This is a genomic window from Aquimarina latercula DSM 2041, from assembly GCF_000430645.1.
Classification (GTDB): Bacteria; Bacteroidota; Bacteroidia; order Flavobacteriales; family Flavobacteriaceae; genus Aquimarina; species Aquimarina latercula.
In genome coordinates, this window is the sequence record NZ_AUMK01000003.1 from 347,403 (window position 1) to 362,739 (window position 15,337).

General features: G+C 30.8%; 18 protein-coding genes. 17 read left to right on the plus strand and 1 reads right to left on the minus strand.

The features are described from left to right. Nucleotides 1-126 precede the first annotated feature (126 nt). The 11 genes from H526_RS0101675 (at nt 127) to H526_RS0101730 (ending at nt 8,069) form a co-directional block, all read left to right on the plus strand. On the plus strand, nt 127-456 hold the full coding sequence (locus tag H526_RS0101675; RefSeq protein ID WP_027391382.1) for a helix-turn-helix transcriptional regulator: 330 nt from the start codon (nt 127-129) through the stop codon (nt 454-456). Further along, complete coding sequence (locus H526_RS0101680; RefSeq protein WP_027391383.1) at nt 450-1,736, plus strand: type II toxin-antitoxin system HipA family toxin; 1,287 nt, start codon at nt 450-452, stop codon at nt 1,734-1,736. Before H526_RS0101675 ends, H526_RS0101680 begins: the two co-directional genes overlap by 7 nt. After that, on the plus strand, nt 1,737-2,333 hold the full coding sequence (locus H526_RS0101685) for a hypothetical protein (protein ID WP_027391384.1): 597 nt from the start codon (nt 1,737-1,739) through the stop codon (nt 2,331-2,333). It begins immediately after the preceding gene. 600 nt (nt 2,334-2,933) lie between these two features. Next, a complete protein-coding gene (locus H526_RS0101695; protein ID WP_035084083.1) occupies nt 2,934-3,602 on the plus strand; it encodes a DUF2293 domain-containing protein in 669 nt (222 codons plus the stop codon). 43 nt (nt 3,603-3,645) lie between these two features. Further along, nucleotides 3,646-3,816 (plus strand): hypothetical protein, encoded by a 171-nt coding sequence (locus tag H526_RS32150; protein WP_162897346.1) that lies wholly within the window; start codon nt 3,646-3,648, stop codon nt 3,814-3,816. Then, nucleotides 3,809-4,195, plus strand: a complete 387-nt coding sequence (locus H526_RS0101705; protein ID WP_027391387.1) for a YchJ family protein — start codon at nt 3,809-3,811, stop codon at nt 4,193-4,195. Before H526_RS32150 ends, H526_RS0101705 begins: the two co-directional genes overlap by 8 nt. A gap of 355 nt (nt 4,196-4,550) precedes the next feature. Further along, nucleotides 4,551-4,766: a hypothetical protein gene (locus H526_RS0101710; protein ID WP_027391388.1), complete on the plus strand. Its 216-nt coding sequence runs from the start codon at nt 4,551-4,553 to the stop codon at nt 4,764-4,766. 152 nt (nt 4,767-4,918) lie between these two features. After that, nucleotides 4,919-6,142 carry a radical SAM protein gene (locus H526_RS0101715; RefSeq protein ID WP_081415524.1) on the plus strand — a complete coding sequence of 408 codons (1,224 nt, stop codon included), beginning with the start codon at nt 4,919-4,921 and terminating at the stop codon, nt 6,140-6,142. Nucleotides 6,143-6,210: 68 nt separating this feature from the next. After that, nucleotides 6,211-6,519, plus strand: coding sequence for a hypothetical protein (locus tag H526_RS0101720; protein WP_027391390.1), 309 nt, complete (start codon nt 6,211-6,213; stop codon nt 6,517-6,519). Between the two features lie 100 nt (nt 6,520-6,619). Further along, the gene (locus tag H526_RS0101725; protein ID WP_027391391.1) at nt 6,620-7,423 is read left to right on the plus strand and encodes an OmpA family protein; all 804 of its coding nucleotides are present in this window, start codon (nt 6,620-6,622) and stop codon (nt 7,421-7,423) included. A 76-nt stretch (nt 7,424-7,499) separates the two neighbouring features. Continuing rightward, on the plus strand, nt 7,500-8,069 hold the full coding sequence (locus H526_RS0101730; RefSeq protein WP_051335923.1) for a hypothetical protein: 570 nt from the start codon (nt 7,500-7,502) through the stop codon (nt 8,067-8,069). A 2-nt stretch (nt 8,070-8,071) separates the two neighbouring features. Here H526_RS0101730 and H526_RS0101735 read toward each other — a convergent pair whose 3' ends face one another. Continuing rightward, nucleotides 8,072-8,944, minus strand: a complete 873-nt coding sequence (locus H526_RS0101735) for a pirin family protein (RefSeq protein WP_027391393.1) — start codon at nt 8,942-8,944, stop codon at nt 8,072-8,074. Between the two features lie 161 nt (nt 8,945-9,105). Between H526_RS0101735 and H526_RS0101740 the strand changes: the two genes are divergently transcribed. From H526_RS0101740 to H526_RS0101765, 6 genes are all read left to right on the plus strand, one after another. After that, on the plus strand, nt 9,106-10,425 hold the full coding sequence (locus H526_RS0101740) for a cation:proton antiporter domain-containing protein (protein WP_027391394.1): 1,320 nt from the start codon (nt 9,106-9,108) through the stop codon (nt 10,423-10,425). 9 nt (nt 10,426-10,434) lie between these two features. Continuing rightward, nucleotides 10,435-11,115 (plus strand): helix-turn-helix transcriptional regulator, encoded by a 681-nt coding sequence (locus tag H526_RS0101745; protein ID WP_027391395.1) that lies wholly within the window; start codon nt 10,435-10,437, stop codon nt 11,113-11,115. A gap of 136 nt (nt 11,116-11,251) precedes the next feature. Further along, the gene (locus H526_RS28050; RefSeq protein ID WP_035084087.1) at nt 11,252-11,566 is read left to right on the plus strand and encodes a hypothetical protein; all 315 of its coding nucleotides are present in this window, start codon (nt 11,252-11,254) and stop codon (nt 11,564-11,566) included. A 47-nt stretch (nt 11,567-11,613) separates the two neighbouring features. After that, nucleotides 11,614-12,429, plus strand: coding sequence for a DNA alkylation repair protein (locus tag H526_RS0101755; RefSeq protein ID WP_081415539.1), 816 nt, complete (start codon nt 11,614-11,616; stop codon nt 12,427-12,429). A 219-nt stretch (nt 12,430-12,648) separates the two neighbouring features. Next, on the plus strand, nt 12,649-14,070 hold the full coding sequence (locus H526_RS0101760) for a glycogen synthase (RefSeq protein ID WP_035084093.1): 1,422 nt from the start codon (nt 12,649-12,651) through the stop codon (nt 14,068-14,070). Further along, on the plus strand, nt 14,063-15,334 hold the full coding sequence (locus H526_RS0101765) for a glucose-1-phosphate adenylyltransferase (protein WP_027391398.1): 1,272 nt from the start codon (nt 14,063-14,065) through the stop codon (nt 15,332-15,334). Before H526_RS0101760 ends, H526_RS0101765 begins: the two co-directional genes overlap by 8 nt. Nucleotides 15,335-15,337: the final 3 nt, after the last annotated feature.

Below are 15,337 nucleotides of genomic sequence, written 5' to 3' on the forward strand. Positions count from 1 at the left end.
TGTGATTGTGTATATTTAAATATACTTTATTATATTTGTATGTGTTTTTTTTAAAGTATATTTATCTATACTTTGGAGATATTATTACTTATAAAGTATAATTTTGTATACCTTAATTTATAGATTATGGATTTAAGTAGATTTTCGGATAATGATGTTTTGTTAGAGCTTACGCAACGCGTAAAAAAGAGAAGGCTTAATCTTAATATAACACAAGAAGAGCTTTCTAAAAGAGCAGGAGTACATGTGCAAACAATAAAAAATTTCGAGTCTGGTAAAGCGACAACCTTACTTACATTTATTCAAATATTGCGAGCTTTTGGAGAACTTGATGCTTTAAGTTCTTTTTTGCCGGATCCTGGTATTAGTCCTGTTGAATTATTGAAATTAAAAGGAAAAGAAAGAGAAAGAGCTTCTGGAAATTCAAAAGATAAACCAAACAAATCATCATGGTAGATGTAATAAAAATAACACTCTGGGGAAAAGAATTAGGAGCTTTAAGTTGGGATACTGATAAGAAGTACGCATCTTTTGAGTATTTCTCTGAATTTTTAAATAATAATTGGGAGGTTTCTCCTATACATATGCCTTTAGGCACATCAGAGAAAAGAATATATAGTTTTCCTCGTCTTAACGAAGATACTTACAAAGGACTTCCAGGAATGTTATCAGATGTATTGCCTGATGATTTTGGAAATAGATTGATAGACCAATGGTTGTTACTTAATAATATACCAAAAGCACAGTTTACACCTTTAGATCGTCTATGCTATATAGGATCCCGAGGTATGGGAGCCTTAGAGTTTCAACCTGCGAGAAATTTAGGGAATAAAGTAGCAAGTAATGTAGTAATAGATAAATTAGTTATACTCGCTCAGAAAGTTCTAGATTCTAGAGAACAAATAGAACTTAATATTGATGAAACTGAACATTTAAATGAATTAATAAAAGTAGGTACTTCTGCTGGTGGACAAAGAGCAAAGGCAATTATAGCATATAATTCTAAAACAGGTGAAATTAAATCCGGTCAAACGGATGTTCCTGAGGGTTTTGAGCATTATCTGTTTAAATTCGATGGAGTAAATGATGTGTCTTTAGGAGATCCACAAGGTTATGGGAAAATAGAATATGCATATTATTTAATGGCATTAGATTGTGGAATTGAAATGGAACATTCTCAATTGTTTCAAGAATATAATAGAGCACATTTTATGACCAAGCGATTTGATCGTTTACCTAATAATAAGAAGTTACATATGCAAACATTATGTTCTTTAGCACATTTTGATTATAAATCTCCAGGAGCATATTCTTATGAGAATGCATTTGATATTATGCGACAGCTTAGATTACCGCATCGAGATGCTATTCAGTTATATAAAAGAATGTTGTTAAATGTTATTGCAAGAAATCAAGATGATCATACTAAAAATATTTCATTTCTAATGGATGAACAAGGAGTGTGGAAATTAGCTCCTGCATATGATATTACATATTCTTACAATCCAACAGGGATATGGACTAGCATGCACCAAATGTCAATTAATGGAAAGAGAAACGATTTTACTATCAGCGATTTATTAACTGTAGGGAGTAAAATAAGCTATAAAAATAGCAAAACAGAAATACAACAAGTATTAGATGTTGTAGCTAATTGGAGTTACTATGCTAATGAAGCAGGAATACCGTCTAAACAAGCTAATAAGTTACAACAAGCATTTAGGATAAATTTATAAATGAGTACGAAAAAGAAATCCAGATTAAATTATATAACTACTAAAGGCGTATTTTATATTACGTTATTGGTCATATTTATCACAATATTTCAGGTTTGGCAATTTGGATTAGAAAAGGAAAGAACTATTATCGAAAATTCTATCCTATCCACTACGATACTATCTGTGATATTTTTTCTCTTTATTACAATCGGTCTATATTATGGTGTAAAACTAAAAGATAATTTAGGCAAAATGACGGATCGATTGGATTATGATAGGGAAGGTGTATCTGATTTTTTTAATATAGATGCTGATATACCAGATGTTGGTGATGGATGCGAAGGTGCTGTATTAAGTATATTATTATGGATTCTAATAACTATTTTAATAGGAGTATTTTTATGGTTGTTTGGAGGAGTGCTATGGAGTGTTTTAATTACATTTTTAGCGATGCTTTATTGGATTTTCTTTAGGGCATTACGTTTGGTTTTTAAAAAATCTCCAGTTTGTAAAGGTAATCTTCCCAAAAGTATTAGGTATGGGATTAGTTATACAGTATTATATAATTTTTGGATTTATATAATAATTTTGATAGCTGAATTTATAAAACAATAATTATCGAGCATATAAGTACCGAGAAATTTGGTGAATTATTTAGGGCAAAAAATTCAAATTTGTTCACGATAAGTGGGGTAAAATGTTTCAATTTAGAAACTAATTTAAGACGCATTGTACTTATATACTCAAATAATAATAAGGTGCTGTTCTAGTTAAAATCTTCTCTGAGATAATACATTAACTTAGATTTGTCTGTAAAACTTTTTATTGCAATAATTTCACCGTTTAATTTATTATAAATTATTTCCGCGAATAAAAAGTCTATGTAGAATATACTGTAGTAAAAGTCTCTATTAGCATCGTTTATAGAAAAAAGGTGTATCCCTTTGTTCCAAATGTTACGATATTTCTCTGCTAAATTTTGCGAATTAAACCGCTTCTCTAGGGTAGTTTTTTGCATAAGCATTATGATTTTAAGATTTAAGGCACCACTAAACTACGGAAAAACCGTAACAAAACAAACATTAAAACGGAAAAATTTGAAATTTCCCCATTTATTACTTGTAAATTATTAAAAAGAACTATTTAAACGTTATTGTTAATTAATGATGTAAATAGAATAAAATATTATTTTCGTAGCTTAAAAGTAAAATTATATTGGCGACAGTTTCTCAAAATATATTTCTAACTAGAAAAGAAAAACAACGTTGTGTTTGTTGTGGTAAAAAAATTCCTTTTGGTAAATCGTTTGTTGCAGAAACCGAAGATCATAAAGGTACTTGTTTTGCTTGTTCACCATTTTTGGGATACTCCTTATTACCGGCAGGAAATGCTGCGATGACTAGAAGGTCTAAAAAACACTCAAAACTTTGTGGAGTCGTTTTAAAATGGAATCAACGTAGAAAGCGTTACGAGCGTAAAGGGCAGTTTGTAGAAGAAATAGCAATTGAAAAAGCACGGTTAGAGTGCGAAAATGATAGAGAAGCTAGAGAGCTTAAAAATAAAAAGGCAGCTATTATAAGAGAACAGAAAGATAAAGTGTATATCTTAAATTTTGCAAATGCAATAAGAAATAAATATCCTAATTGTCCTCAAAAGCGAGAGTTTAAGATAGCATCACATGCTTGCAAGAAACATAGTGGAAGGGTAGGACGTACTGCAGACGCCAAAGAATTTGACCCACAAATGATTGACTTGGCCGTACAAGCACATATACGGCATACAGAGACTAATTATGACGAACAATTTGGTAAAGGAAAAAGAAAGACAGAAATTAGATCAGATGTTCAGTCAAAAATTGAGAGTGTTTTGAATAAATGGAAATAGTAAGTCCTATATTCTAAGTGTAAAATCATTTAAGTTTTTAGAGATGGCAAAAAAAGGTAGAGAGAAAAATACATTAAATAAAGCAAAACATTCAAAGCTTATGAATCGCAAAAAGAATAAGCTTAAAAAAGAAAAAGAACAAAGGGCAGAACGATTAAAAGCGATAGTTCGAAAAGCTAATCAATCTAAAGAAAAAGGCTCTGAAAATGAATAAATGTTATTGTGGTAAAGACAAGTCCTATAATAATTGTTGTGGTACGGTTCATAAAGACATACTAAAAGCTACAACTGCCGAAGATTTAATGAGATCTCGCTACAGTGCTTTTGTTTTAGCTAATGGTGATTACTTAATGAAAAGTCATCACAGTACTACACGTCCTTTAAAAGAAAAGAAATCTATTGTTGCCTGGGCTAAATCTGTTAATTGGGTTAAGTTAGAGGTTTTAAATACTACAGATGGATCAGAATATGATATGAAAGGAACTGTGGAGTTTAAGGCTTTTTACTTTGAAAAAAATAAGATAGAATGTATTCACGAAAACTCTGCATTTATTAAAGAAAACGGGTATTGGGTATATCTAGGCGAAGCTTAAAGATTACACATCTCATAATTGGTGCTTAAAAATATTTGGTCTTCCTATTAACGAATTTTTAAAGATATTCTTTCAACAGGGCGGTTTAGCAATTGTATTGTTTGCTTTTTTTGGGTTATTGACCGATAAATGTCAGGTAATATTTCTCTTCAGTTTAAAAACAACCTATTCTTTTATTTTTCAAAATATATCTATTGATATCCATCAACATATAAACTTTTTCAAGAAAGGAGGGTAACAAAATAATCCCCCTTTTTATATAAGTATGTAAAATCAAAACGCGCGCTTGATAAATACACTTTTTTTGAGGTCGCCGAAAATCATAAAGAGTAGGCAAAATCTAAACATACAAATAATGAAAAAGGTATTCTTATTACCCAAAGGCTTAGACAAATTTTCTACAAAAGAGCTTAAAAATATGGAGGCTATTTTAGGAGGAACTGTGGATGTGCCAGATATTATATATTACCCAACTAGTGGTGGTAGAAGATGTGCAGAAGGCCAGGTTTGGTCAGAAACATTACAGCGATGTGTTCTTGTTGCTGTGGGAAATCCAGTTCAACACAGGTAAATGATTTGGTATTATATCCAAACATATATTGATAAATAGGTTGTTTAATCAACCTATAAAATACTAAGCGGAGTGGAGTAAACTTGTACAATTTTTATTCTCCAAACTTCGCTTAGTATGTTTAATATTCTTAACTTTTTAATTCCTTATTCATGCAATTCGATGCCTTAATACTCAAAGTAGCTAGCAGATGTAATCTTAATTGTTCCTATTGTTTTATGTATAATCTTGGTGATACTACATATAAGGGGCAACCAAAATTTATGTCGTATGAAATGATTGATTCCATTTTAGAAAAAACCAGACGATATATTCAGAAATATAATAAAAAGGAGTTCTCTTTTATTTTCCATGGTGGTGAACCTTTATTAATAGATAAGGAGTTTTACAGAACTTTTGTAGCTAAAGCTAATGATATCAAAAAAATACTCCCTAATGTAATTTTTAAGTATGACATACAAACCAATGGAGTTTTAATAGACAAAGATTGGTGTGCATTGTTTAGAGAATTAAATATTTATCCTAGTATGAGTGTAGATGGCACAAAAGAAGCACACGATATGTTTAGAGTAGATCATCGTGGAAATGGTAGTTATGATCAAGTGTGTAGAGGAGTTAAGTTATTAAAAGAGCAAATAGGATATGCTGATACAGTTTGTGTAATAAATATCAAAGAAGATGCAGGTACTATGTATAAAAGTTTCAAGAAAATGAATGTAAATTCTGTAAATTTCTTAATTCCAGATTATACACATGATAATTTTCCCTTTGATAAAAATAAAACGGAAATGGCTGATTGGTTAATTAAACTATTTGATATTTGGATACAGGATTCTGAACGATATAAGATTCCTATTTTTATAGGGTTAGTAAATAGGTTGTTAGGTGTTACCGAACAAACAAATAATGAATCTGCCGTTTTGGTCATCGAAACAAATGGAGAAATAGAAGCGATAGATTCTTTAAAAGCTTGTGGACATGGTTTTACAAAATCAGGAATTAATGTATTGCACAATGATTTTTCTGATATTAAAAAATCTCCTTTAGGGAAGTTGTATTTTGAAGAAAGTACAACAAAGTTGTGTGGTCAATGTCTTAGTTGTCCAATAAAAGAAGTCTGTCAGGGAGGTAGGTTGGTTCATAGATATAAAAAAGAAAATGGTTTTAATAATACATCTGTATATTGTAATGATCTTATAAAGTTGATAGCTCATATTCAGAATAGTTTAATGGCTATTTTTCCTGAATTATATAGTCAGAAAAATATAGATCGTATAAAAAGTGAAGAAATTATTCAATATTTGAGTAAGGAAAGGAGAAATTCTTCTACCAATTCAATGTTCTCTATAGAGTTAGAGTATTTTGCTTCCAGCTAGAATTGAAATTTTAAGTATTCTGATTATAAAGAACTGTTTACATTCATTTTAGTACTAATAGTTTCATTATGAAAAAAAATCTTCAAAATAATGATTATTCAATGGGTGAATTTGCTACTGTTGATCAATGTTCGTTAAGAGGACATTTACGTTGTGTATATACTACCGGTAAAGAAGTATATCGAGATGGTCGTAATGGTCGTAAAACAATTCATTGGTGGCGAATGTCTTATATTGGAAGAGCTTGTACCAGAAAGTGGGGTAGACGAGCAGGTGTTTTTTACGAAGCATTGTTTGTAGTCCCTCATTACATTGGAATATTCTTTGGAAACCTTCTTGGATATTGTATGTTTTTAGTTTTAGGAAGTAAGAAATGATTCATCTAATTCATTATTTGGATTAGAATTATTTTGTAAATATTACCACAATAATTGGCCAGTTATTGTGTTTAAGTAATGTTAATTTTATGAAATAATTATGAAAAATTGGCTAATTATATTTTCATTCATTTTTTGTTGTTCTTCTATTATTGCTCAAAAGGAAATTAAATTTTCTACTTATTTTAAAACCAATAAGGCGAACTTACGACTTAGTGATTTCTCAAGACTTACTAGATATATTGATTCAATTTCGAAATTAAAAAACGTTGGTAAAATAAAAGTTTTTGGTTATTGCGACGATGTAGGAGAAGAAGCTAATAATCTTATGTTATCTCAAAAAAGATCGGAATTTGTTTCTGAACAAATTAAGATTAAAGCAAATAAGCAGACCGTACTATTTTCCCCTGTAGGCAAAGGAGAATTACCAATTAATGATGAGAGTAATTTTTCTATTTCAGAACAAAGAACGAAAAACAGAAGGGTTGATATTATTGTTTATTTCAATGATAAGAATCAGATTATTGATGATTATCACGAGAAGGGTGATAGAATTATTTTAGACAATGTTTTATTTCAAGGTGGTAAAACTGTATTCTTACCAAGAACGGATTTTGTATTGCATAAATTGGTGGACGAATTAAAGGAAAAAAAGAAATTATACATACAACTTCAAGGCCATATAAATCAGTTAAAACCTCAGCAGATGGCTGACTCTACATTATATAGACCCGAAGATAATTTGTCTACACGAAGAGCAAAAAAGGTATATGATTTTTTAATTTCTAATGGTATTGATAAAGAACGATTATCTTACGTAGGTTTCGAAGGTAAATTTCCGTTAGGTACATATCCGCAATATAATAGAAGAGTAGAAATAGAAATAACGGATATCAAAGAATAATATAATTCTGTTAAAAACTTGTTTTCTTTTTCTCCTAAAAAAACAAGTTATTTGTTCCCGGAAAAAAAAGTTGTCATTGGAAGAACGAATTATTACAACAAAGAAGTTTACTCGAAATAATTTCTTTAAGAATACTTATTGCGTATTTAAGGGAGTACGTCTAAGAGAAATTTCTAGGAGAAAACCCCACTATCGAAGTGAATCTGGTAGCACCTATTACTATACAACTAATGGAGTATATCGCCTATCTAATCATTGGGGTAGAGCTGCTAAGTGTAACTGGAGATTGGTCTCAGAAATTCCTGTAGAGATTGATGATCTTCGTTTAGGGTATGCAGATTGGACTGATTTTAGAGAAAATCTAGATCAAGATGTAGATGCATATTATATTGCTGTAGATTTCGAAACCAAAACTGTTAGTTATAAGCATAAGGACAATCCTGCTTATGATCAGATTGCTGTGATACGTCCAGTTGATGCTACTCGTAAATTAATTAAACAGATAAAAACTCTTTTAGAAGATCATAAATGGGCAAAGTACTATGATTACGAGGATTTAGATGAGTTCCGAAAAGAAGTAGTATTGGAGTTAGTAAACACGACAAAAACATTGCACGATATTAGAAGAGAATTAGCATCAGGTTAAAACTATTCGGGCATCATTACATAACTGTTATCGTGAGATACTTTCGGAAATTGTTTGTTTCTCCATTTTTCTTTGGCTTCTTCTAGTTTAGTTGTGCTAGAGGAAACAAAATTCCAATAAATATGACGTTCTTCAGGGAATGGTTGCCCTCCAAAAAGTAATAGATGTGTGTTTGGCTCTAAAATTATGGTACATGTATCTTCTATTTTAGAAACTAGCATATTTCTTTTAGAAATATTGTTTTCACAGGCTTGTATTTCGCCATCTACGATACAGATGCCTATTTCTCCTTTTAGCTCTCCTTTGATTTGTAATTCATATCGTTCTTTACTTTTTACTTCTACCATAAAAAGTTCGGAATGCACAGGCAACGATGATATTCTACCATATCCTTTTCCGGCAACTAACTTAAATTCAGTTGTTCCATCATTCCAAGAAGGGATTTCAGTTTTATCTAAATGATGAAATTCGGGTTCTATATTTTCCAAATGTTTTGGTAGTGCTACCCAAATTTGATATCCGTGTGTTATAAATTCTGTACCGTCTCTCATGTCCTTAGGAGTACGTTCGGTATGTGTAACTCCTTTTCCGGCAACCATCCAGTTCACAGAACCTGGAGAAATACGTTGATTAGTGCCGATACTATCCTGATGCATAATTTCACCATCTAATAAATAAGTTAAAGTAGATAATCCGATATGTGGGTGTTGATCTACATCCATATATTTTCCTTTTTTAATGATGGTTGGACCCATATGATCAATAAAAATGAAGGGACCTACCATTCTTTTTTTTCGAAAAGGAATAAATCTCCCTACAAGAAAATCACCAATATCTCTACTTCGTTCTTCGATTATCAAACCTTGATTAGACATAAAAACAGTTTTTTGTTCATTTTAAGTTTCTAAAATACACTTTTTAACTACAGTATTTCGTTAAATAAGTATTAACGAATGATTGCGATTAAGAGGTTGTTCATACCTTAAAATAATTTACTATCTTTTCCCTTGCAATATTAAACAACCACAACTAACCAATGGAAATATTCTCCTCGTATAATTTAATAATCGAAGTTTCTTTAGTCCTTATTTTATCTTTTATTTTTAATGGAATAGCAAAGAAAACTAATATTCCAGCTGTATTAATGTTGATTATATTGGGTATTATTATTCAGTATGCGATTAAAGCATTTGGAGCGGGATCTTTTGATTTTTTCCCGATGCTAGAGATTCTTGGAATTGTTGGGCTGATAATGATTGTATTAGAGGCTGCGCTAGAATTAAAATTGAAAAAAGAAAAATTAGTTCCTATCTTAAAATCTCTTGGGATTGCTTTAATAGGGCTTGTTGCATCTGCATATATTGCTGCGGTAATTTTAAAGGCACTGATTGATGGAATGACGTGGCAATCTGCTTTGTTATATGCTACTCCATTATCTATTCTGTCAAGTGCTATAATTATTCCAAGTGTAGCCGGGTTGTCAGAAGCAAAAAAAGAATTTCATGTGTATGAAAGTACATTCTCTGATATTTTAGGAATTATGATGTTTTATTTCCTTACAGGAAAACTTAATCCCGCAGAAGATGCTGGAGTTTCGGGATTTGCATTTAACTTAATCATTACAATTATTATATCACTAATTGCCAGTTATGGTATTATTTTAATTTTTCAAAAGATAAAAAGCCAAGTAAAACTATTTCTATTAATAGCTGTTTTATTATTGTTATATGGAGTTGGAAAAAAAATGCATTTATCGTCTTTGATTATCATTTTGATTTTTGGTCTAGTAATCGCTAATATGAAATTGTTTTTTCAGTGGAAACTAGAAGGTTTATTGGATTTTGAAAAGGCAAAAACAATTTACCATGAATTACATGTAATTACTGCGGAAACTGCATTTGTAGTACGAACATTGTTTTTTGTGATTTTTGGTATTACAATTACCTTATCTTCTTTATTAAATTTAAAAGTAGCATTGATAAGTATTCTAATTATCATTTCGATTTATTTGATTCGATATGTATTGTTACGATTATTTGTAGGAAAAGATATTTCTCCTCAATTATTTATAGCTCCTAGAGGGTTAATTACAGTATTATTATTTTATGCAATACCAGCAGAGGCCATGATCCCAGGTTTTGAACCAGGAATTTTATTGTTTGTAATAATTGGAACTAGCCTTATAATGACTGGTGGTATGATACGTGATAATAGGGTAAAAGCGGTAGCATTAACTCCTGAAGAGATTGAAGAGGCAGCTGATGCAGAAGTAGCTTATATCATGAATACTACGACCGATCTTAGTGAAATTGAGGATTCCTCTGAAGAGGAAGACGATGATGAAATTTATGAATAATTAGTAGAAATGAAACGATTACATCGGTTAACAGCTATTTTAGTTAAGTTACAATCTAAAAAAATAGTTCAAGCTTCAGATTTAGCAGAGAAATTTGATGTAAGCATTCGTACTATTTATAGAGATATGCTTGCATTATCTGATGCTGGTGTTCCTATAGGAGCCGAGGCAGGTACAGGTTATTTTTTGGTAGATGGGTATTCTCTTCCCCCAATTATGTTTTCAGAAAAGGAAGCGAATGCATTAATAACTGCTGCTAAAATTATCCACACCAATAATGATGAATCACTTATTTCTGACTATAATACTGCTATAGAAAAAGTTAAAGCGATTCTTAATACAACACAAAAAGAAAAGTTAGAACTTTTAGAAAAAAGAATTGTTAGTCCTCCTTATAAAAAATCTCCAGCTAGCACTTATTTATCAACAATCCAAAAAGCTATTACAGATTTGAGAGTACTAGAAATAGAATATACAGCTGCTTCTACAGAATACACCAAACGATCGATTGAACCTTTAGGTGTATATTTTACAAATACTATATGGGTGTTAATAGCCTATTGTAGATTACGTAAAGATTATAGGGAGTTTAGGACAGATCGAATTATCAATTTAATAGAAACTTCAGAGTTATTCCCTCCAAAATTTTTTACGTTAGAAGAGTATTTTAAAAAATATATGGAACATTAAAAATACTACTGACATAAGGTTGTCACACTCCACTTGTAGTTTTGGTGAAAATTAGAATATGTATCACTTAATCCACACAATTATGCTTAGTATGTTTTTATGCTGCGCAACTACATTTAGTCAAAACCACAACCTTATGAAAGACAAACCTTATTCAATTGAAATCGTATTATTCGAAGTAGTACCAGGGTACTCTGTAGAACAAGCTGAGAAGGCTATAACCTCTTTAAATGATATTGTTAAATTATATGATGGATTTATAGATAGAACAACCGCAAGTAATATCGACGGTAAGTTTATTGATCTACTGTATTGGACAGATATTAAATCGGCTAAGCTAGCTGGAGAAGATATTATGAAAAATCCAAAGGCATTAGAAATTTTTGAAATTATAAAACCGGAATCAATGCAAATGTTTCATATGGATGTTTTTAACCAATTCGAAGAATAATCATATATTTAAAAGAATGTATTATGTTATCAGATTTAAAACCTATTATGCAAACAAATAAAAAGATTCCGGAGCACATAATAAATCGAAAAGGTCCAAGAAGTGCTAAAGATTTAGATTCGGAAGTATTAGAATATTTAAATAAAGGTCTAATTGAAACAGCTAACCTTATGGAATGGTTAGCTGTAGATCAATTAAAATTACTAAAATATATACTAGATGATTTAAACAAATCTAATTGGTATGATAGTTTTTATGAAGCCGTGTCTAATCAAAAAAAGCCAAGTGCCAATAGCAATACCAAAGTTATAGGCGCAACTTTTGCTCAATTAACCAATGATAATAAAGTCATTGATTATTTGTCTAATCATCCTTCTGATGTATGTAGATGTTGGGCTACTCAGTATTATAGTGGATTAGACATGTCAATCACAGAAAGACTTCACACTAATAAACCATTTGCTGCAGATCCACATTTTGGGGTTAGAGAAGTTGCGATTTTTGCAACAAAGGATTATATAATTCAAGATTTAGATCAATCTATTATGATATTATCTAACTGGACAAAAGATACTAATGAGAATGTAAGACGTTATGCTGTAGAAACGATTAGACCAATAGGAGTTTGGACAAAAAAAATAGATGAACTCAAAGAAACTCCCGAAAAAGCAATTGGTATTTTGGAAGCGTTGAAATCTGATACATCAAAATATGTAAAGGATGCTGTTGGTAACTGGTTAAATGATGCAAGTAAGACAAGACCTGATTGGGTTCTTAATGTTTGTAAAGAATGGGGAGAAAATAGCTCATCAAAAGATACCAAATATATTATAAAAAAGGCTCTAAGGACTATCAATAAGTAGCTTATAGCTAGTTGTTAACCGTTGTCTATTTTTCGACAATTATCATATTATTATCAAATCGAAAATAATGCTGCTAAATAATTATTAAATAATCATTAAATCTTATTCTTTTTAAAATTTATATAGGTAAATGTTTTCAGCTTTTTTATAGCTTTAAACTCCTGTTGGAAGTTATTAACAACAGGTTCATTTGATAAATTTTGCACTAAAGAATAAATAATGAGAGTACTTCATACGAGTTTAGAATGTTATCCTTTAGCAAAAGTTGGCGGCCTTGGAGATGTCGTCGGTTCATTACCAAAATATCTAACGGAACTAGGTTGTATTACAGAGGTAATTATGCCTTTTTTTGATAATTCAAAAATTAATGAGCTTTCTTGTGAAGACATTTATACTGATTCATTGGTTTTGGGATCTAATTCCTTTGATTTTACGATTAAAAAAGTAATATCCTCTGAGTTTGGGTTTCAAATATATCTAGTAGATATAAAGGAATTATTATATAGATCAAATGTCTATAGCTATGAAGATGATACAGAACGATTTGTAGCGTTTCAAATAGCGATTTTAAATTGGCTTTTATCTATAGATATAAAACCTGATATTATACATTGCCATGATCACCATACGGGTCTTATACCTTTTTTAGTATCCCAAGTGGGTGTTTATCAAAGTTTAATTGATATTCCTACCGTACTCACAATTCATAATGCGCAATATCAAGGTCAGTTTTCTTATGATAAATTAGATTATATACCACAATTTGATTTACATAATATTGGATTACTAGATTGGGATCAATGTATAAATCCTTTAGCTACTGCAATAAAGTGTGCTTGGAAAGTAACTACAGTTTCACCAAGTTACATGGAAGAGTTGCAAGGTCAAGCTAATGGTTTAGAAGGGCTTTTATCACACGAAAAAAATAAATGTATTGGAATACTGAACGGAATTGATCATCAGACATGGAATCCCAAAACGGATCCAATGATTATTAGTAATTACGGAAATAAAAATATCGTTTCTGGAAGAAAGGAAAATAAAAATTGGTTATGTAAAGAGTTTGGGTTTGATATAGATAAACCATTATTTGCATTTATAGGTCGACTTGTATATGAAAAAGGAGCAGACCTTCTTCCGGATATTGTTTCTGAGGCGTTACAGCATTTAGATATTAATATACTCATTTTAGGATCTGGTGATCCGGCTATAGAGTCAAAATTAAGGGAATTAAAGGAACGTTTTCCAGGTACATATAATACATATATAGGATATGATGAAAAACTATCGCATATTATATATGCAGGCGCTGATTTTTTATTAATGCCTTCTAGAGTTGAACCTTGTGGGCTTAACCAACTATATTCTTTACGATATGGTCTCGTACCTATAGTTAGAAAAATCGGGGGTTTAAAAGACACCGTTATAGATATTGGTGATGGTGGTTTTGGGATCTGTCATGATCAGGTAAACGTTCAGGATGTATATAATTCAATTAAAAGGGGAATTGAATTTTATAACGACCAAAATAGATATAGGAAAACACAGAAAGAAATTTTAAAAATTGATCATTCTTGGAATAATTCAGCTAATAAATACATTGAATTATATAAATCTTTAAAACAATCGCACAATGATTAACAAAAAAGTCCTTGCAATTATCCTTGGAGGTGGACAAGGAACCAGATTATCTCCTTTAACCGAAAGTAGATCAAAACCAGCAGTATCTATCGCTGGAAAATACAGATTGGTAGACATTCCTATTACCAACTGTATACATTCGGATATTAAAAGAATGTTTGTGCTTACGCAGTTCAATTCAGCTTCTCTAAATAGTCACATTAAAAACACCTATGTTTTTAGTTCTTTTAGTCAAGCTTTTGTAGATGTTCTTGCCGCAGAACAAACGCCTGGTAATAAAACGTGGTTTCAAGGTACTGCAGATGCTGTAAGACAATCGATGCATCATTTTCTTAATCATGATTTTGAGTACGCACTTATTTTATCCGGTGATCAATTGTATCAAATGGATTTTAATGATATGATTGAAGCGCATATAGAGAAAGGAGCTGATATCTCTATAGCTACATTGCCTGTTAACCCAAAAGACGCCACCGATTTTGGGATTTTAAAAACTGACGAAAATAGTTTTATCAGTTCATTTACTGAAAAGCCAAATTCTGATAAACTTCCAGGTTGGGAATCTGAAGTAAGTGAAGAAATGAAAAGTGAGAATCGTCACTATTTGGCTTCAATGGGGATTTATATATTTAATAGACAATTGTTAGTTGATTTGCTTTCTGATCCTTCAAGAATAGATTTTGGAAAAGAAATCATTCCTCAGTCGATTGAAGATCATAAAGTATTAGCATATCAATATGAAGGCTATTGGACAGATATAGGAACAATTCCTTCCTTTTTTGAAGCTAATATCGAGTTAGCCAATGATATTCCAAAATTTGATTTATTTGATAATGATAGAAATATACTTACCAGACCTAGAATACTTCCTCCATCAAAAATATCTGGAACACTACTAAATAAATCAATGATTGCTGAAGGTTGCTTAATACAAGCCAAGGAAGTAGAACAATCTGTTATTGGTATTAGATCCAGAATTGGAAAAGATACTATCATAAAAAACACATATATGATAGGTAGTGATAGATATCAAGACATAGAAGAATTGCAAACTGATGATAAGGAGAATAGACCTTATATAGGTGTCGGAGAAAGATGTAATATTAATAACGTTATTATTGATAAGGATTGTAGAATTGGTAATGATGTTGTTATTAATGGAGGGCCACATCTAGAAGACATTGATAATGAAAAGTATGTGATAAAAGATGGTATTGTAGTGTTTAGAAAAGGTGCTATAATACCAGATAATTTTAAGATCTAAGTA

Bases quoted from the DNA above. Each gene is read 5' to 3' on its own strand.
- H526_RS0101675 (WP_027391382.1), top strand. From the start codon at position 127: ATGGATTTAAGTAGATTTTCGGATAATGATGTTTTGTTAGAGCTTACG.
- H526_RS0101680 (WP_027391383.1), top strand. From the start codon at position 450: ATGGTAGATGTAATAAAAATAACACTCTGGGGAAAAGAATTAGGAGCT.
- H526_RS0101685 (WP_027391384.1), top strand. From the start codon at position 1,737: ATGAGTACGAAAAAGAAATCCAGATTAAATTATATAACTACTAAAGGC.
- H526_RS32150 (WP_162897346.1), top strand. From the start codon at position 3,646: ATGGCAAAAAAAGGTAGAGAGAAAAATACATTAAATAAAGCAAAACAT.
- H526_RS0101705 (WP_027391387.1), top strand. From the start codon at position 3,809: ATGAATAAATGTTATTGTGGTAAAGACAAGTCCTATAATAATTGTTGT.
- H526_RS0101710 (WP_027391388.1), top strand. From the start codon at position 4,551: ATGAAAAAGGTATTCTTATTACCCAAAGGCTTAGACAAATTTTCTACA.
- H526_RS0101715 (WP_081415524.1), top strand. From the start codon at position 4,919: ATGCAATTCGATGCCTTAATACTCAAAGTAGCTAGCAGATGTAATCTT.
- H526_RS0101720 (WP_027391390.1), top strand. From the start codon at position 6,211: ATGAAAAAAAATCTTCAAAATAATGATTATTCAATGGGTGAATTTGCT.
- H526_RS0101725 (WP_027391391.1), top strand. From the start codon at position 6,620: ATGAAAAATTGGCTAATTATATTTTCATTCATTTTTTGTTGTTCTTCT.
- H526_RS0101735 (WP_027391393.1), bottom strand. From the start codon at position 8,944: ATGTCTAATCAAGGTTTGATAATCGAAGAACGAAGTAGAGATATTGGT.
- H526_RS0101740 (WP_027391394.1), top strand. From the start codon at position 9,106: ATGGAAATATTCTCCTCGTATAATTTAATAATCGAAGTTTCTTTAGTC.
- H526_RS0101745 (WP_027391395.1), top strand. From the start codon at position 10,435: ATGAAACGATTACATCGGTTAACAGCTATTTTAGTTAAGTTACAATCT.
- H526_RS28050 (WP_035084087.1), top strand. From the start codon at position 11,252: ATGAAAGACAAACCTTATTCAATTGAAATCGTATTATTCGAAGTAGTA.
- H526_RS0101755 (WP_081415539.1), top strand. From the start codon at position 11,614: ATGCAAACAAATAAAAAGATTCCGGAGCACATAATAAATCGAAAAGGT.
- H526_RS0101760 (WP_035084093.1), top strand. From the start codon at position 12,649: ATGAGAGTACTTCATACGAGTTTAGAATGTTATCCTTTAGCAAAAGTT.
- H526_RS0101765 (WP_027391398.1), top strand. From the start codon at position 14,063: ATGATTAACAAAAAAGTCCTTGCAATTATCCTTGGAGGTGGACAAGGA.